The sequence below is a fragment of the Pseudomonas entomophila genome (assembly GCF_013523125.1).
Lineage (GTDB): Bacteria > Pseudomonadota > Gammaproteobacteria > Pseudomonadales > Pseudomonadaceae > Aquipseudomonas > Aquipseudomonas entomophila_B.
Genome location: NZ_JAAMQJ010000003.1, coordinates 69539 through 86293, shown reverse-complemented (window position 1 = coordinate 86293; position 16755 = coordinate 69539). Strand labels below are relative to the sequence as shown.

16 protein-coding genes are annotated in these 16755 nt (G+C 65.0%); 8 read left to right on the top strand and 8 right to left on the bottom strand.

Translation table 11 applies throughout. The features are described from left to right. The first annotated feature begins 423 nt into the window (after positions 1-423). Complete coding sequence (cra, locus tag G7007_RS02955; RefSeq protein WP_181098954.1) at positions 424-1419, top strand: catabolite repressor/activator; 996 nt, start codon at positions 424-426, stop codon at positions 1417-1419. Positions 1420-1421: 2 nt separating this feature from the next. Continuing rightward, positions 1422-2198 carry a TatD family hydrolase gene (locus tag G7007_RS02950; protein ID WP_181098953.1) on the top strand — a complete coding sequence of 259 codons (777 nt, stop codon included), beginning with the start codon at positions 1422-1424 and terminating at the stop codon, positions 2196-2198. Positions 2199-2234: 36 nt separating this feature from the next. Here G7007_RS02950 and ampE read toward each other — a convergent pair whose 3' ends face one another. The 3 genes from ampE to G7007_RS02935 form a co-directional block, all read right to left on the bottom strand. Continuing rightward, a complete protein-coding gene (gene ampE, locus G7007_RS02945; RefSeq protein ID WP_181098952.1) occupies positions 2235-3065 on the bottom strand; it encodes a regulatory signaling modulator protein AmpE in 831 nt (276 codons plus the stop codon). Continuing rightward, positions 3062-3625, bottom strand: coding sequence for a 1,6-anhydro-N-acetylmuramyl-L-alanine amidase AmpD (gene ampD, locus G7007_RS02940; protein WP_181098951.1), 564 nt, complete (start codon positions 3623-3625; stop codon positions 3062-3064). The genes ampE and ampD overlap by 4 nt, the downstream gene beginning before the upstream one ends. A 66-nt stretch (positions 3626-3691) precedes the next feature. Further along, a complete protein-coding gene (locus tag G7007_RS02935) occupies positions 3692-5860 on the bottom strand; it encodes a DUF1631 domain-containing protein (protein ID WP_181098950.1) in 2169 nt (722 codons plus the stop codon). A gap of 241 nt (positions 5861-6101) precedes the next feature. Here G7007_RS02935 and nadC point away from each other — a divergent pair, with 241 nt between their 5' ends. After that, positions 6102-6950, top strand: coding sequence for a carboxylating nicotinate-nucleotide diphosphorylase (gene nadC / locus G7007_RS02930; RefSeq protein ID WP_181098949.1), 849 nt, complete (start codon positions 6102-6104; stop codon positions 6948-6950). 92 nt (positions 6951-7042) lie between these two features. Here the strand turns inward: nadC and trxB are convergent, their stop codons facing one another. Continuing rightward, a complete protein-coding gene (trxB, locus tag G7007_RS02925; RefSeq protein ID WP_181098948.1) occupies positions 7043-8005 on the bottom strand; it encodes a thioredoxin-disulfide reductase in 963 nt (320 codons plus the stop codon). Positions 8006-8126: 121 nt separating this feature from the next. Then, positions 8127-8726 carry a peroxiredoxin gene (locus G7007_RS02920; protein WP_181098947.1) on the bottom strand — a complete coding sequence of 200 codons (600 nt, stop codon included), beginning with the start codon at positions 8724-8726 and terminating at the stop codon, positions 8127-8129. A gap of 237 nt (positions 8727-8963) precedes the next feature. Between G7007_RS02920 and cysZ the strand changes: the two genes are divergently transcribed. Together cysZ and G7007_RS02910 are read left to right on the top strand one after the other, a co-directional pair. Then, on the top strand, positions 8964-9695 hold the full coding sequence (gene cysZ / locus G7007_RS02915) for a sulfate transporter CysZ (protein WP_181098946.1): 732 nt from the start codon (positions 8964-8966) through the stop codon (positions 9693-9695). A gap of 85 nt (positions 9696-9780) precedes the next feature. Next, a complete protein-coding gene (locus G7007_RS02910) occupies positions 9781-10167 on the top strand; it encodes a hypothetical protein (protein ID WP_181098945.1) in 387 nt (128 codons plus the stop codon). A 34-nt stretch (positions 10168-10201) separates the two neighbouring features. Here G7007_RS02910 and G7007_RS02905 read toward each other — a convergent pair whose 3' ends face one another. Further along, a complete protein-coding gene (locus G7007_RS02905; RefSeq protein ID WP_181098944.1) occupies positions 10202-11518 on the bottom strand; it encodes a methyl-accepting chemotaxis protein in 1317 nt (438 codons plus the stop codon). Between the two features lie 175 nt (positions 11519-11693). Between G7007_RS02905 and G7007_RS02900 the strand changes: the two genes are divergently transcribed. Continuing rightward, complete coding sequence (locus G7007_RS02900) at positions 11694-12932, top strand: glycosyltransferase family 4 protein (RefSeq protein WP_181098943.1); 1239 nt, start codon at positions 11694-11696, stop codon at positions 12930-12932. Between the two features lie 31 nt (positions 12933-12963). Here the strand turns inward: G7007_RS02900 and G7007_RS02895 are convergent, their stop codons facing one another. Next, complete coding sequence (locus G7007_RS02895; protein ID WP_181098942.1) at positions 12964-13446, bottom strand: glutathione peroxidase; 483 nt, start codon at positions 13444-13446, stop codon at positions 12964-12966. Positions 13447-13588: 142 nt separating this feature from the next. Further along, positions 13589-14074: an FKBP-type peptidyl-prolyl cis-trans isomerase gene (locus G7007_RS02890; RefSeq protein ID WP_181098941.1), complete on the bottom strand. Its 486-nt coding sequence runs from the start codon at positions 14072-14074 to the stop codon at positions 13589-13591. Between G7007_RS02890 and G7007_RS02885 the strand changes: the two genes are divergently transcribed. Both G7007_RS02885 and pta read left to right on the top strand, forming a co-directional pair. Continuing rightward, complete coding sequence (locus G7007_RS02885; RefSeq protein ID WP_181099051.1) at positions 14073-14375, top strand: DUF3565 domain-containing protein; 303 nt, start codon at positions 14073-14075, stop codon at positions 14373-14375. The two genes, G7007_RS02890 and G7007_RS02885, sit on opposite strands and share 2 nt — an antisense overlap. Positions 14376-14405: 30 nt before the next feature. Further along, positions 14406-16493 (top strand): phosphate acetyltransferase, encoded by a 2088-nt coding sequence (gene pta / locus G7007_RS02880; protein WP_181098940.1) that lies wholly within the window; start codon positions 14406-14408, stop codon positions 16491-16493. Positions 16494-16755: the final 262 nt, after the last annotated feature.

Below are 16755 nucleotides of genomic sequence, written 5' to 3'. Positions count from 1 at the left end.
TTCTCCTTTACGGTACCCGATGCGGTACCCGGTATTTTTTTGAGTACAGGGCAGGAGCGTGTCGTCGACTCCTGGCAGGCGTGAAGACGGTGACAGTAAGCGCCTGCTGAAACGTTTAACCTGATTAACCGGCCACGTTACTCGATATTCGGTCGGCGAAAAAGCCCAGCCTGTCGCCTCTGCAGTGCAATGGCTGGCATCGCCGTGGCTGTAGCCAGTATGGCCCATCCCCGGCGCGCAGCCTCCAGGCCGCCCACGCCTGCCGTCGAGACCTGCCAGACGGCGCCCAGGTCTGACTTTCTCGACGCAACGGCGTTACCATGACGACAGACAACTACGACATTGGTCGCCTGCGCCCGGTGCGGCGGATCGGCAAGACTGTCGAGTACAGGCCGGACTGTCCGGTATGACAAGGAATCTGTGGTGAAACTCAGCGATATCGCTCGACTGGCCGGCGTCTCCGTGACCACCGCCAGCTACGTCATCAATGGCAAGGCCGAACAACAGCGCATCAGCCAGGCCACGGTCGAGCGCGTGCGGGCAGTGGTCGAGGCCCATGGCTTCACGCCCAACCCGCAGGCTGCCGGGCTGCGCAGCCGCCACACGCGCACCTTGGGCTTCATTCTTCCCGACCTGGAGAACCCCAGCTACGCACGTCTGGCCAAGCAGCTGGAACAAGGCGCGCGGGCGCGCGGCTACCAATTGCTGATCGCCAGCAGCGACGACCAGCCCGAGAGTGAGTGGCAGTTGCAGCAGCTGTTTCGCGCACGGCGTTGCGATGCCCTGTTCGTCGCCAGCTGCCTGCCGGCGGACGATGACAGCTACCGGACCCTGCAGGCCCAGGGCCTTCCGATCATCGCCATCGACCGGCAGATGGATGCTGCACACTTCTGCTCGGTGATCAGTGACGATCGGGACGCCAGCCGGCTGCTGACCGCCAGCCTGCTGGCCACTGCCCCTCGGCGCATCGCCCTGATCGGCGCACGTCCGACGCTGGGTGTCAGCCGCGCGCGCCTGAAAGGCTTCGATCAGGCCTTGCAAGGGTATGCCGGACAGGTAGCGCATTATGAGGGCGACGCGTTCAGCCGTGACTGGGGCGAACGCCTGATGCAACGCTTGATCGACGACTTCGGCGAGCTGCCCGACGCCCTGGTGACCACGTCGTACGTGCTGCTGCAGGGCGTGTTCGACGTACTGCGCACCTGCGCCGACGACTCGCGGCACCTGCGCCTCGGGACCTTCGGCGACAACCAGCTGCTGGACTTCCTGCCCCTGCCGGTCAATGCCATGGCCCAGCAACATGGCCTGATCGCCACCACGGCGCTGGACCTGGCCGTGGCTGCCGTCGAGCACAAGCGCTATCAGCCCGGCGTGCATGCCGTGGCCCGCACCTTCAAGCAACGCCTGCTCAAGGCCTGACCATGCGCCTGATCGATACCCACACCCACCTGGACTTCGAGGACTTCGACCCAGACCGGCTCGACGTGCTGGCCCGGGCCCGGTCAGTCGGCGTGGAGCGTATCGTGGTGCTAGGCGTCCATCAGGCCAACTGGCAGCGGGTCTGGGGCCTGGCCTGCACCCATGATGCCGTCCATGCTGCTTTTGGCCTGCATCCGGTCTACCTCGACCAGCATCGCCCCGAGCACTTGACCGAGCTGCGCGACTGGCTCGAACGCCTGCAAGGCCAGACGCGCCTGTGCGCCCTGGGCGAGTTCGGCCTGGACTATTACCTTCCCGACCTCGACAAGGTCCGTCAACAGACGCTGTTCGAAGCGCAATTGCAGATGGCCGTGGATTTCGAACTGCCCCCCTTGCTGCATGTCCGACGCAGCCATGCGCAGGTGATCGCCACGCTCAAGCGCTACCGATTGCCCAGGCCCGGGATCATCCATGCGTTCGCCGGGAGTATCGAGCAAGCCCGCGAATACATCCGGCTGGGCTTCAAGCTGGGGCTGGGCGGCGCGGCGACCTGGCCACAGGCGCTCCGGCTGCAGCGCACCCTGCCCCAGCTGCCATTGGACAGCGTGGTACTGGAAACCGACGCCCCGGACATGGCTCCCTCGATGTTCGCCGGCCAGCGCAACAGCCCGGACCACTTGCCGCAGATCGCCGCGGCGCTGGCCCAGGTCATGGGCATAGAGCACGAGACGCTGGCACAGGCCAGCAGTCGCAATGCCGAGGCCGTGTTCGGCTGGTAGCCTCAGGTCACAGCCCAGGCACGAACGACGGTCGACTCAGGCCAGCACCACGCCCAAGGCCAGAACGACATACCACAAGACGGCACTGCGCTGCAGCAACGCCCACTGACTGTCCAGGTAGTCCAATCCTTGCTGGCCAGCGCCCGGTTCGAGCGGTGAATTCGCTGCCTGGCCTGCGCTGGCCAGCAGCGTCGTCGCTGAGGTGCGCCAGGCCAGCACCTCGTTCAATAGCAGGCGCATGACCGCCACGAAATGGCCGACCAGCGCGAAACTGACGATCAGCACCCTGGCGGGCACCCAGTCCAACGCATGGCGGATCCGTTCGGCGTACAGGACCACGGTGGGTCGACGGCTGTGCTGCTGGCACAGGGTCAGCAGCCGGAAGCCCAGGGCCCCCACCGGTCCGAACAGGGCGTACCAGAACACCACCGCGAAGAAACCGTCGTACACGCGCCAGACCAGGTAGCCCTGGACCTGTGCCAAGACTGACGCAGTCTCTTCACCGCGAACGTTCAGATCGCGTTCGGCAGCGTACACACTGCCCTGGTAGTCGCCACGGCGCCAGGCATCGCGAAATGGCCCAAGCGCGCCTTTGGCCTGCCCTCGCCCCAGGCTGTAGAGCAACACCAGCACATGAACGGGCAAGGCCAGCAGGCCGTACGCCACCGGTTCGAGGGTATGCAGTAGCACACCCAGCAGCCCCATGGGCACGACGACCAGGATGGCCAGCACCCCGAGGGACGACCGCCTGCCCTCGCATTCGAGACGCGCCAGCTCGCGCAGGAAACCCCCGTCGTGCTGGAGCCGCGAGCGCCAGGCGGAACAGGTCTCGATCACCAGGATCAGGACCAGGGCCAGAAAGCTCATGAAAGCCCCCCTTCGATGAGATCGGCCTCGAACCGTGCCCAGTCGAACGACGCACCCGGGTCGGTCTTGCGCTGGGGCGCGATGTCACTGTGGCCTTGGATGCGCTCGAAGTCGATGACCGGCCACACGGCCTGTATCGACCGGGTCAACCTGGCCAGCGCCTCGTACTGGGCCTCGGTGTAGGGAAGGTCGTCGGTGCCCTCGAGCTCGATACCGATGGAGAAGTCGTTGCAGCCTTCGCGGCCGTCGAAGCAGGACACGCCGGCATGCCAGGCACGGTCGAGCAACGAGACGAACTGGGTCACCTGCCCCGTGCGCTCGATGAACAGGTGCGCCGATACGGTCAGCCCGCGCAGGCCGTCGAAATAGGGGTGCTCGGTCAGGTCCAGGCGGTTCTGGAACAGCGCCTGGACTCGGCCTGTGCCGAAGCGGCCGGGTGGTAGGCTGATGTTGTGGATGACCAGCAGAGAAATCTGTTCGTTCGCCGGGCGCGCATTGAAGTTGGGCGAGGGGCATCGCACGACGTCCGTGAACCAGCCGGTCGCGAGGTCCAGTGGCATGATCGTTCCTGCATCACGAAAAGGAAGCGCCAGTATGCCGCGAGCGCCTGGCGCTTGCATGAAGATTCAGTGCAGGGACTGGGCGCGCAGGCAGGTCAGGACACGTTCCCAGCACCGCTCGAACACAGGGCCGTCTTCCAGCAGCCGGACCTCGCCACGGCGCACGGCCATGGCCAGCCCAGCCCGTGTCCACTCGCGGACTTTGCGTCCGGCATGGTAGGTGAAGACCAGTCGATCGACCTCGTCCAGCGACGCCACCAACTTGCAGCGGGCCGATTCGCCATCGTCGGTGACGATCCAATGGCCCATGCGCAGCGCGCGAACGCTCAACAGCGCGGGATCGTCCGCCGCCGGCTGCCACAGGGGGCCGCAGACGGTTTCCTGCGGAACCGCCAGGACGATTTCATCCTGGACATGCACCAGCGCTTCCTGGGCGCTCTCGCCGTCTTCCGACTGGCTGCATGCACACAGGTGCAACTGCTGCAGGTGCTGAAAGAACGCGCTCATGGCCGTCGACTCCATGGCCACGCCCGCCAGCCCTTCACGCAATGCCTTGAGCAACCCAGGTACCCGTTCGAGCAGCTCTTGCCGGGCCAGCGCCTGCCGATGCGGGGTGACGCTGAGCAACAGCGAGTCCATGGTCGCCAGGGCCTTGGACCACGGCAGGGAGCGCTCGCCATGCTTGAGCCAGGTCATCAGCAGTACCTGGCTCCAGCCGGTGACCAGCATGTCCACCACCCTGTGCGGCACGAAACGGCCATGCAGGCGCAGGTTGAGCTCGCGCTGCACGCTCTGCCGGGCCTGCAACCAACGCAGGCGGCCCTCCTCGGCGTCACGCACACGCTGTTCGAGCCTGGCGGCACGCTGGCGCTCTTCTTCGACCCGCGCCAGGCACTCGTTCGTCACGGCGGTGAACAGGCCCATGTCCTCGGTAAAATCGGCCAGCAGGCGATGCACCATGTGCTCGAGCATGACCTGCACACCGTCAGGGGACGCCTCGCCCTGGTCGTCCCAGCCCATACCGGCATCGGCGATCGCCTGGACCAGGCGCCGGGCCGGGTGGCCGGGATGATCGAAGAACCCCGCCTCCATCAACGCCGCCTTCATCACCGGGATGCGCACTCGGCCGATCAGCGTCTTGAGCGACTGCGGCAGATTCGGATCTGCCAGGACCTGGTCGAACCATAGCCCTACCAGGTCGATCACCGCTTCATCCTGCTCGGTGATACGGCACGCCACGGCGCCGCGCTTGGCGATGTGGGCCAAGGCGCATTCAAGGGGCCCCAGGACATCGGAGGTGTCTGGCGCCTCGGGAGCGAGCACGCGCTGCTGCAAGGACGTGAGCACGCGTAGCAGGTCATGCCCCTCGATCGTCTGCACGCCACGTCCTCCCGACGTCCTCGACGACAATCGGCCACGACGATCGCCCAGCAGGCCGCAGGCCGTCGCGAAACCTGCACCGTCGACACCCTTTTCCGGCGCCAGGTGGGCATCGTCCTGATTGGCAGGCAGAACGCTGGTCATTCGCGGAGCGTCTTGCGCACGTCGCCGCGGCGCCGGCTTGAGCGCGCCCAGGACACCGGCGGCCATGAGCATTTGGTTGCTTTCGGCATACATCAAGTCCACATCGCGCAAGACGCAACGATCGAAGAGTTTCACCAGAACACGCTTGACCGTGGCGCTTACCTCCAGCATGTGCACGACACGCAGGAAGTAGTCGGCAAGGCATCGCGGGCCCAACGGATTGTGCTGCATGTCCAGGGGCGCTTCGAGCAGGTGATGAAAGCGCACGTTCAGGTGATGCAGGGCCTGGCTGTCGCGGGCCATCGTCCGCTCGACCATGGCCTCGAGCACGAGGGCCGAGTCGCGGTAGTCCAGTGGGTTCCAGCTCTGGTCCATGGAACGCGTGGGCCAGGTCGCGGCACGGGAACGCCCGATTTGATCGAACGCGTCATGGAACATCTCCATAAACAGGCGCTCTAAATGTTTGCGCTGCTGCCGAACCTGGTGCATGGCGTCGAGCATGAGACGCCGGTCATGCTCGCAGAAGGCCTTGTCTGCAAGCTCGAACAGGGTGTCGTCGGCAATGTCGAACAGCGTGCGCAAACCCTGATGCACCTGCAAGGCCGCCTTGTCGCGCACTTGCACGACCAGCATGGGCAACCCAGGCTCGACGGTGCGAACACCCTGCCGCATGGCATGTGCCAGGTTCACAACATTGCTGTCCTTGTACATCCCGATCTCCTTGACAGGGCGCGTCATCGACGCCGCTGCGGGTCCGTATCCACGAGGCCAATCGGCTTGGCCTCGACCATGACGTCTGCATTCGTTGCACGGGGGCGCGGAAGCGGTCGTTACCACAGACCGTGAAAGGTCGACAAAGCTCCCCACCGCCTGACGGAAGGCAGCACGCCGCGTGCCTGTACAGGGACGCCACCTGCCCTATAATCGCCGGCACCCTGCTTTGGAGCACGACATGCCGAACCTACGCCTTGCCGACCTTTCTGCCGAAATCGAAGCCAATGTACGCCGCGCCTTGCTCGAAGACGTCGGCAGTGGCGACATCACCGCCCAGCTCATTCCGGCCGAGCGCCTGGCCAAGGCCACGGTCATCACCCGCGACGCCTGCGTGATCAGTGGCACGGCGTGGGTCGATGCCGTGTTTCGCCAGCTCGACCCGCGCGTGGCGGTGCATTGGCAGGTCATCGACGGTCAGCAGGCGAGCGCCGGCCAGGCCCTGTTCCACCTCGAGGGGCCGGCCCGTTCGCTGCTCACCGGCGAGCGTTCGGCACTGAACTTCCTGCAGATGCTGTCGGGTGTGGCGACGCGGGTTCGGCATTATGTCGACCAGGTGGCCGACACCTCTGTGCGCCTGCTCGATACCCGCAAGACCCTCCCCGGCCTGCGCCTGGCGCAGAAATATGCCGTCACCTGCGGCGGCGGTCACAACCACCGCATCGGTCTGTTCGACGCCTTTCTGATCAAGGAAAACCACATCGCCGCCAGCGGCGGCATCGCGCAGGCAGTGGCTGCCGCACACCGCATCGCCCCGGGCAAACCCGTGGAGGTCGAGGTCGAAAGCCTGGACGAACTGAGCCAGGCACTGGACGCTGGGGCCGACATCGTCATGCTTGACGAGCTGAGCCTGGACGACATGCGCGAAGCGGTGCGCAGGACGGCGGGCAAGGCCAAGCTCGAAGCCAGTGGCGGGGTGAACGAGACGACCTTGCGCGAGATCGCCCTGACCGGCGTCGACTTCGTCTCGATCGGTGCCATGACCAAGGAAGTCAAGGCCGTCGACCTGTCGATGCGTCTGAGCCTCTGACACACAGACATGAAAAAGCCCGGGATCGCGCTCGCGACACCGGGCTTTTTCACCGCGCCTGGCGCACACCGGACGCGGTCATGCCTGTCGGCTCAGAACGAGGCGTTCTGCAGGCCATCCAGGTAGCGTTCCACGTCCAGGGCCGCCATGCAGCCGGCGCCGGCCGAGGTGATCGCCTGGCGGTAGACATGGTCAGCCACGTCGCCGGCCGCAAACACACCCTCGACGTTGGTCGCGGTGGCATTACCTTCACGGCTGCCGCTGACCACCAGGTAGCCGTCCTTGAGGGTCAGCTGGCCTTCGAACAGCGAGGTGTTCGGCGTGTGACCGATGGCGATGAAGACGCCGTCGACCTTGATCTCTTCGCTGCTGCCGTCGTTGTTCTTCAGCCGTGCGCCTGTCACGCCCATGTTGTCGCCCAGGACCTCGTCCAGGTTCGCGTTGAGCTTGAGTTCGATCTTGCCCTCGGCCACGCGTGCGTGCAGCTTGTCGACCAGGATCTTCTCGGCGCGGAAGGTATCGCGGCGGTGGACCAAGGTCACCTTGCTGGCGATGTTGGCCAGGTACAGCGCTTCTTCCACGGCGGTGTTGCCACCGCCGATCACGGCGACCGGCTTGTTGCGGTAGAAGAAGCCGTCGCAGGTGGCACAGGCCGAAACGCCCTTGCCCATGAAGGCCTCTTCCGAGGGCAGGCCCAGGTAGCGAGCACTGGCACCGGTGGCGACGATCAGGGCGTCACAGGTATAGGTCGCGCTATCGCCGGTCAGGGTGAACGGCTTGTTGGCCAGGTCCACGGCATTGATGTGGTCGAAGACGATCTCGGTCTCGAAGCGCTCGGCGTGCTCCTGCATGCGCTGCATCAGGGCCGGGCCGGTCAGGCCATGGGGGTCGCCTGGCCAGTTGTCGACTTCGGTGGTGGTGGTCAGCTGGCCACCCGCCTGCATGCCGGTGATCAGCAGCGGCTTGAGGTTGGCGCGTGCGGCATAGACGGCGGCGCTGTAGCCGGCAGGGCCCGAGCCGAGGATGATGACGCGCGAGTGACGTGATTCGGACATGATGCACTCCTGTCGACGCGGCCCCGCAGGACCGTCGTCGTGACGCCGGCGTGGCCGGCTGGATGGTGAAGACCACGGCCCGGCGCCTGGAGCGCCGGCCGCGGTGAAGCAGCGCCGCGTGTTACAGGCTGCTGGCGTTCTCGGCCAGGTAGTCGGCGACGCCCTGGGCATCGGCCTTCATACCTTTCTGGCCCTTGCGCCAGCCGGCCGGGCAGACTTCGCCATGCGCCTCGGTGAACTGCAGCGCCTCGACCAGGCGGACCATCTCGTCGACTTCGCGACCCAGCGGCAGGTTGTTGACGACCTGGTGCTGCACCACACCCTGCTGGTCGATCAGGAACGACGCCCGCAGCGCGACGCCGGCTTCGTGCTCGATGCCATAGGCACGGGTGATCTCGTGCTTGACGTCGGCGACCATGGTGAACTCGACCGCGCCGATGCCGCCCTTCTCCACTGGCGTGCTGCGCCAGGCATGGTGGGTGAACTGCGAGTCGATCGACACACCGACCACCTCGACGCCCAGCTCGCGGAACTTGTCCATGCGGTTGTTGTGGGCAATGATTTCCGATGGGCAGACGAAGGTGAAGTCCAGCGGCCAGAAGAACAGCACGACGTACTTGCCGCGCAGCGAGGACAGCGTGAAGCTGTCGACGATCGAGCCATCGCCCAGAACGGCGGCTGCATCGAAGTCCGGGGCCTGCTTGTTGACCAGAATGCTCATGGTGACTCCTTGTTAAGTCGAGATCCGAAGGGTTGAAAAGAGTGAGGGCACTGTAGCGAGGTCGCAGAGAGTAAGGAAATATCCATCGACAATCCACCTCATAGCCCGGCTCTATGCCTGAGGCGCGTTTCGCCGCCAGGAAACCTGACCCGTCATGCCTCGTCACAGGCAGGTCGCTTTCGCCTGCCGTGCAAACTCGGTAAGGTCGGCGCCTCTGTCGACCCTGGAGTGCTTGAGATGCCTGTTCCCGTTCTGTCCGGCCCTCGCTACCTGCGCGAGGGGCTCAGGCTGGTGTTGAGCCCTGGCCTGCGCCTGTTCGTGCTGTTGCCGCTGCTGATCAACCTGCTGCTGTTCGGCGGCCTGGTGTATTTCGCCTGGCACCAGTTCGACCTGTGGGTCGAGACCCTCATGCCCAGCCTGCCGGACTGGCTGGGCTTTCTCAGCTACATCATCTGGCCGCTGTTCGTGGTGCTGGTGGCGCTGATGGTGTTCTTCACCTTCACGCTGGTCGCCAACATCATCGCCGCGCCGTTCAACGGTTTCCTGGCGGAAAAGGTCGAGGTGGTGGTGCGCGGCGAAGATCACTTCCCCGCCTTCAGCTGGGGCGAGCTGGCCGCGATGGTGCCGCGCACCTTTGGTCGCGAGATGCGCAAGCTGGGCTACTTCCTGCCCCGCGCGCTCGGCCTGTTCGTGCTGTCGCTGATTCCTGTGGTGAATGTGATCGCCGCACCGCTCTGGTTGCTGTTCGGGGTGTGGATGATGGCCATCCAGTACATCGACTACCCGGCCGACAACAACAAGATGAGCTGGCAGGACATGCTCGCCTGGCTGCGGCACAAGCGCTGGCAGAGCCTGGGGTTTGGCGGCGTCACTTACCTGGCACTGCTGATTCCGCTGGTCAACCTGCTGATGATGCCAGCGGCAGTGGCCGGGGCGACGCTGTTCTGGGTGCGTGAGCGGGAGCGCTAACTATGTAGCGCTGGCCTGGCGCGGATTCGATTTTCAATGGCGATGAGGCCGCAGTGGTTGCGACCTCACCACCTGGAGATCACCCATGGACTTCTACGACGTCAAATCGAAAGACTTCATCGAACTGGCCGGTGTGCCCGAGCATCTACAAGGCACCGTCATCGCCACCCACCGCGTCAAATGGCGCCTGCGCGAGATACTCGAGGCGCACGCCATCGCTGAACCCTACGACCAGCTGTTCTACACCACATGGGGCAAGGACGGTGTGGTGAACTACAGCGAGTCGCTGGTCGATTTGCTGACCCGTGCCGTGCTGGACAGCGAACGCCCCTCCATCGGCCCCCATGGCGGTTTGTTCAGGGTCCGTAGCCAGACCAGCCAGCACCTGTACGCCAGGGCCGACATCAACCTGGTCAGTGAGGCCCTTGGCGTCGTCTACGACCATATCAAGGAGACCGAGCAGGCCGGTTGATCGAGCGTGCCCTGGCCGGCTTGTGTCCGCTCGCTCAGCGACCCAGTTGATGCGCGAACTGGCCCACGGCGCCGACCACCTGGCGCGCACCGTCCTGGATCTCGGCGATCACCGCATCGGTCTGCCCCGCCAGCGTCAGGCTCTGCTCGGCCTGACGCTTGCTGGCATCGATGATCGCCACCGCCGCCTGTGCAAGTTTCTCGTTCTGTTTCACCACCTGGGCGATTTCCTCGGTGGCGCCGCTGGTGCGCGACGCCAGCTGACGCACTTCGTCGGCCACCACGGCGAACCCCCGTCCCTGCTCGCCTGCGCGAGCGGCTTCGATGGCCGCGTTGAGCGCCAGCAGGTTGGTCTGCCCGGCGATGTCGCTGATGGTCTTGATGATCGCGCCGATGACCCGTGACTGCTTGTCCAGCGCCTCGATGCTCTCGGCCGCCTGCTGCATGCAGGCTTCCAGCTCGCGCATCACCCCCATCGACTGGCTGACCACGTCGCTGGCCTTGCGCGCACTGGCGTCGGTCTGCACCGACGTCGAATGCGCAATGTCCGCCGCCCTGGACACGGCGTGTTCCTGATTGACCTGATCGGTGATCACGGTGGCGAACTTGACCACTTTGTAGAGCACGTCATGGGCATCGAAGATCGGGTTGTACGAAGCCTCGAGCCAGATGGTGCGACCGCGCGAATCGACACGCTGGAAGCGACCGGCAATGTACTCGCCGCGGCGCAGCTTTTCCCAGAAGGCCTGGTAGTCGGTCGAACGGGCCTGTTCGGGATCGCAGAAAAGGCGGTGGTGCTTGCCGCGAATCTGCTCCAGCGTATAACCCGTCGCCTCCAGGAAGCGCTCATTGGCGGTCAGCACTTCGCCGTCGAGGTTGAACTCGATCACCGCCGTGGAACGCTGCAGTGCCTTGATCAGGCTTTCGTGTTCGCGGGACGCCTTGATGGTGCGAGTGAGGTCGCTCGAGTGGAGGGTGAAACACGTGATACGCCCCGTCGCATCCCGCACCGGCTGCAAGATCGAACGCAGCCAGGCTTCCTCACCGTCCCCACGCAGCAGTCTGAAGGCACCGTGGTAATGTTCGCCATTGCGTATGGCACGGCTCATGCGCTGGTGAAACTCCAGGGTCTTGACATGCGGCGGTACGATGTCCTCGACGGATCGCCCCACCAGTTGCTCGGCGCGGTAGTGCATGTCCCGTTCGAAATTGCCGTTGACCGACTCGATGCGTCCCTGTGGATCGAGCTGAAGTACCAGCATCTCGTTGTCGAGACTCGTCTTGATCTGCGAGACCAATAGCAGGTCATCGCGCAGACGCTGGAGTTCTTTCTTCAGTTTGTTGTGGAACATTACCGCTCTCCTGGAGGGCATCGAGGGTTCGTTGACAAGCCATCGGCCAGGTGCGAGCGATTCTTGAGTGGGGTGAACAAATATTCACGCGTAACGCAGACCTGCCGACCTGCTTTCATGCCTTGGTCACGACGATGACACACCCTTGCAACCCGCTGGCCGCACACTGCAGTGCATGAGCACATCCTCCCTGCGCATCACACTGGTCAGCGAAACCTTCCCACCCGAAATCAATGGCGTGGCCACTACCCTTGGGCGCCTGGCCGAGGGGCTTCGGCAACGTGGCCATCGCGTTCAGGTGCTTCGCCCGCGGCAGGCGGTCGACACCACGACGCCACCAGGGCCGGACGTCATGCTCGCGCGCGGGTGGCCACTGCCTGGCTATCCGGGCCTGCAGTGGGGCGAGATCTCCGTGCAGACCCTGACGCGTCACTGGCGTCGACAACGGCCGGACGTGTTGTACATCGCCACCGAAGGGCCCCTGGGGCTCAACGCATTGCGTGCCGCTCGACGGCTGGGCATCGCCGTCGTCAGCGGCTTCCACACGAACTTCGCGCACTACACCAGCCACTATGGGTGTGGTCTGTTGACCCGCCCGGTGACCCATTACCTGCGCTGGTTTCATCGGCGGACCGCCGTGACCCTGGTGCCGAGCGTCAGTCAGCAGGTCGAGCTGGAGCGTCGTGGGTTCGAGCGCCTTGCCCTCATGAGCCGTGGCGTCGACGCTGCATTGTTCACGCCCTGTCGACGCAGCCAGGCGCTACGCGACAGCTGGGGCATGGGCCCGGACGATGTCGTGGTGCTGCATGTGGGCAGGCTGGCGTTGGAAAAGAACCTGGGGCTGTTGCGCCCGTGCCTGCTGGCTTTGCACCAGGCCCACCCACAGCGTCGCATGCGCCTGGTGATGGTCGGCGACGGGCCGCAGCGCGCCGCCCTGGAACGCCTGTTGCCAGACGCCGTCTTCTGCGGCGCGCAGCAGGGCGAGGCGTTGGCAGAGCACTACGCCAGTGGCGACCTGTTCCTGTTCCCGAGCCTGACCGAGACCTTCGGCAATGTCGTGCTCGAAGCCATGGCCTCGGGCCTGGGGGTGGTGGCCTATGACCAGGCCGCCGCTGCCCAGCACATCCGTCATGGTGACAACGGCGCACTGGCCATGCCGGGTGATCAGGCTGCCTTCATCGAAGCGGCCAGCTGGTTGCTGGAAGAAAACGAGCATTTGCGCCGGGTACGGCTCAACGCACGGTGCCACGCCAGCCGACAAGGCTGGTCGATGATCGTCGAGCAGTTCGAAGGTTATCTGCGCGAGGCGTGCCAGTCGTCGAGCATGGCGCTGGGCGCATTGCCCGAAACGAGCCTGCCCCCTGCGTCGGACCTCGCGACGTCGTCCGCCGCAAAGTCCCTGTCACCGGAGTGACCCGGCCCGGCGTCGTGCCTGAGGCCTGCCCTCAGGCCAGGGCTTTTTCGATGGCCTGGACCACCGACGGATCATCGGGCGAAGTGCGTGGGGAAAACCGCGCCAACACGCGGCCATCCTTGCCTACCAGAAACTTCTCGAAATTCCAGGTGATGTCGCCCGGGAATTCGGCACCCTCGCCGGCCAGCAGGCGGTACAGCGGATGACGGTGGGGGCCATTGACCTCGAGCTTGGCGGCCATGGGGAAACTGACCCCATAGGTAAGGCTGCAGAACTGCCGAATGTCCTGATCGGTACCAGGCTCCTGCCCGGCGAACTGGTTGCACGGCAGGCCCAGCACCGTCAGACCACGTTCCTTGTAGCGTTGGTAGAGGCCTTCCAGCGCTTGATACTGCGGCGTCAGCCCACACTTGGAGGCGACGTTGACCACCAGCGTCACCCCGCCCTTGAACGGTGCCAGTGGTAACGGTGCGCCCTCCAGGGTCTGCAAGGTGAGGTCGTGAAACGCACTCATGGTGAAGTCCCCCCGGCTATCGATTATCGCGACAAGACACGTCGCCCATCAAAAAGGCGCCGGGCGCGCCGGTCATGCGTTCCAAGCGCGCATGTCCGGCGTACCCAGCGCCTCGTTCCTGCTTCTGAGCTTAGCGCAGAAATCAGTGGTGATGGCCACCTTCGCCATGGATGTGGCGATGAGCGATCTCTTCTTCGGTGGCGTCACGCACGTCGACGACCTTGACCTTGAAGTTCAGGCGCTGACCGGCCAGGGGGTGGTTGCCGTCGACGGTCACGTCGTCGCCATCGAGGTCACGGATGGTGACGATTTGCATCTGGCCGTCCGGCGCCGACGCGTGGAACTGCATGCCGACTTCCAGCTGGTCGACGCCTTCGAACATGCTGCGGTTCAGGGTGCTGACCAGCTCGGCCATGTATTCGCCGTAGGCCTCTTCAGGTTCGATGGCGACGTTCAGCTCGTCACCGGCCTGCTTGCCTTCCAGGGCCTTTTCCAGACCCGGGATGATGTTGCTTGCACCGTGCAGGTAGACCAGCGGCGCACCACCGGCGGAGCTGTCGATGACCTCCCCGGCGTCGTTGGTCAGGGTATAGTCGATCGAGACAGCCTTGTTGGCGGCAATCAGCATGGGGAGGAGACCTTTGCAAAAGAATGTAGAACGGACAAGTGTAACCAAGGCACCGCGCGATTGCGAACGCACCTCCGAAGATGTCGCCTCCACCAGTCGGATGGTCGCTTTTCGTCAGGACGAGCAGGGCCACTGGGTGGTCGAGCTGTCGTGCGGGCACACCCAGCACCTGCGCCACCAGCCGCCCTGGCAGGTACGCCCGTGGGTGCTCGATGCCGCCCGACGCGCTGCGTGCCTGGGCCAGCCATTTGATTGCGGCTGGTGCGCTGGAGGGGTCGATGGGACTACTCTTGAGCCCTGACTTTTCCATTCGCTGCGCTCGAGAGCCTGCATGCAGACATTCTTCATCGCACCAACCGACTTCGGCGTCGGCCTGACGTCCATCAGCCTGGGCCTGGTCCGTGTGCTGGAACGCGCCGGCCTGAAGGTCGGTTTCTTCAAGCCGATCGCCCAGCCGCACCCTGGCGATACCGGTCCGGAACGCTCCACCGAGCTGGTGGCGCGCACCCATGGCATCAAGCCACCGATACCCCTGAGCCTGTCCCACGTGGAGCGCATGCTCGGTGAGGGCCAGCTGGACGAGCTGCTCGAACAGATCATTCGTCTCTACCAGCAAGCCTGTGTCGACACTGACGTAGTGGTGGTCGAGGGCATGGTACCGACGCGCCATGCCAGCTATGCCGCACGGGTCAACCTGCACCTGGCCAAGAGCCTGGACGCCGAGGTGATCCTGGTGTCGGCCGCCGAGCACGAGGCGCTCGGCGAGTTGTCCGGCCGGGTCGAGTTGCAGGCGCAGCTGTTCGGCGGCCCGCGTGATCCCAAGGTGCTGGGCGTGATCCTGAACAAGGTGCGCAGCGAAGAGAGCATGCCGGCCTTCGCCAATCGCCTGCGCGAGCATTCGCCGCTGCTGCGAGGCGATGATTTCCGGCTGCTGGGTTGCATCCCGTACCAGGCCGAGCTCAACGCCCCACGTACCCGCGATGTGGCCGAGCTGCTGGGCGCGCAGGTGCTCAATGCCGGCGACTACGAGCAACGGCGCATGAACACGACGATCATCTGCGCACGCACCGTGGCCAATACGGTGCCCCTGCTCAAGCCGGGCACCCTGGTGGTGACACCGGGCGACCGCGACGACATCATTCTGGCGGTCAGCTTGGCGGCGATCAACGGGGTACCGCTGGCGGGCCTGCTGCTGACCAGCGACAGCAAGCCCGACCCGCGGATCCTCGGCTTGTGCCAGGGGGCCTTGCAGGCGGGGTTGCCGCTGCTGTCGGTCGGCACCGGCTCGTTCGAGACCGCCAACCAGTTGCACCAGCTGAACCGGGAAATCCCGGTGGATGACCGGGAGCGTGCCGAAGTCATCACCGATTTCGTCGCCAGCCACCTGGATGCCACCTGGCTGCACCAGCGCTGCGGCACACCCCGGGAGCTGCGCCTGTCGCCAGCGGTGTTCCGCTATCAGTTGATCCAGCGCGCACGCCAGGTCGACAAGCGCATCGTCCTGCCGGAAGGCGCCGAGCCGCTGACCATCCAGGCTGCAGCCATTTGCCAGGAGCGCGGCATCGCACGCTGCGTGCTGCTGGCCAAGCCCGACGACGTCCAGGCGGTGGCGCAGGCCCAGGGCATCGTGCTGCCGCCGGGGCTGGAGATTCTCGACCCTGATCAGATCCGGGCGCAGTACGTCGAACCGATGGTGCGCCTGCGCAAGAGCAAGAGCCTCAACGCCCCGATGGCCGAGCAACAACTGGAAGACCCGGTGGTGATCGGCACCATGATGCTGGCGCTGGACGAGGTCGATGGACTGGTGTCGGGGCTGGTGCACTCGACCGCCAACACCATTCGTCCGGCCTTGCAGTTGATCAAGACCGCACCGGGCAACAGCCTGGTGTCGTCGGTGTACTTCATGCTGTTCCCCGAGCAGGTGCTGGTCTATGGCGACTGCATGATGAACCCGCACCCCGATGCCGACGAGCTGGCGCAGATCGCCCGGCAGAGCGCAGCCTCGGCACAGGCGTTCGGCATCGCGCCCCGGGTGGCGATGCTCAGCTATTCCAGCGACCAGGCGGTGACCGACGATGAGGTGGAGAAGGTCCGCGAAGCCACGCGTCTGGCGCAGCAGGAGCAGGCGTCACTGGTGATCGACGGTCCATTGCAGTACGACGCTGCGGCCAACCCGGCCATCGCCCGTCAGCTGGCCCCCGACAGCCCGGTGGCGGGACGCGCCACGGTGTTCGTGTTCCCCGACCTGAATACTGGCAACACGACACACAAGGCCGTGCAGCGCAGTGCCGATTGCGTGAGTCTGGGGCCGATGCTGCAAGGATTGCGCAAGCCGGTGAACGACCTGCCGCGTGGGGCGCAGGTGGATGACATCGTCCATACCATTGCCCTGACGGCGATACAGGCGAGTACGGCCTGAGAATGGGGGGCTGGCATGTGCGAGGAGCGATGGACGGGCGGTTGTGACGGCGCTATCGCCATCGCTGGCAAGCCAGCTCCCACAGGCTGGTTTTGCCACCTGGGCAGGTCTGCCGGCACAGCCTGCATGGACCCACAGGAACCGGCTTGCATGGACCCGCAAGAACCGGCTTGTCAGCACAGCCTGCATCGGCATGAGACCAGGGCTGATGCGGTAGTCTGGCCTGATCTGGCCCCTGTGGGAGCGGGCTTGCCCGCGATGA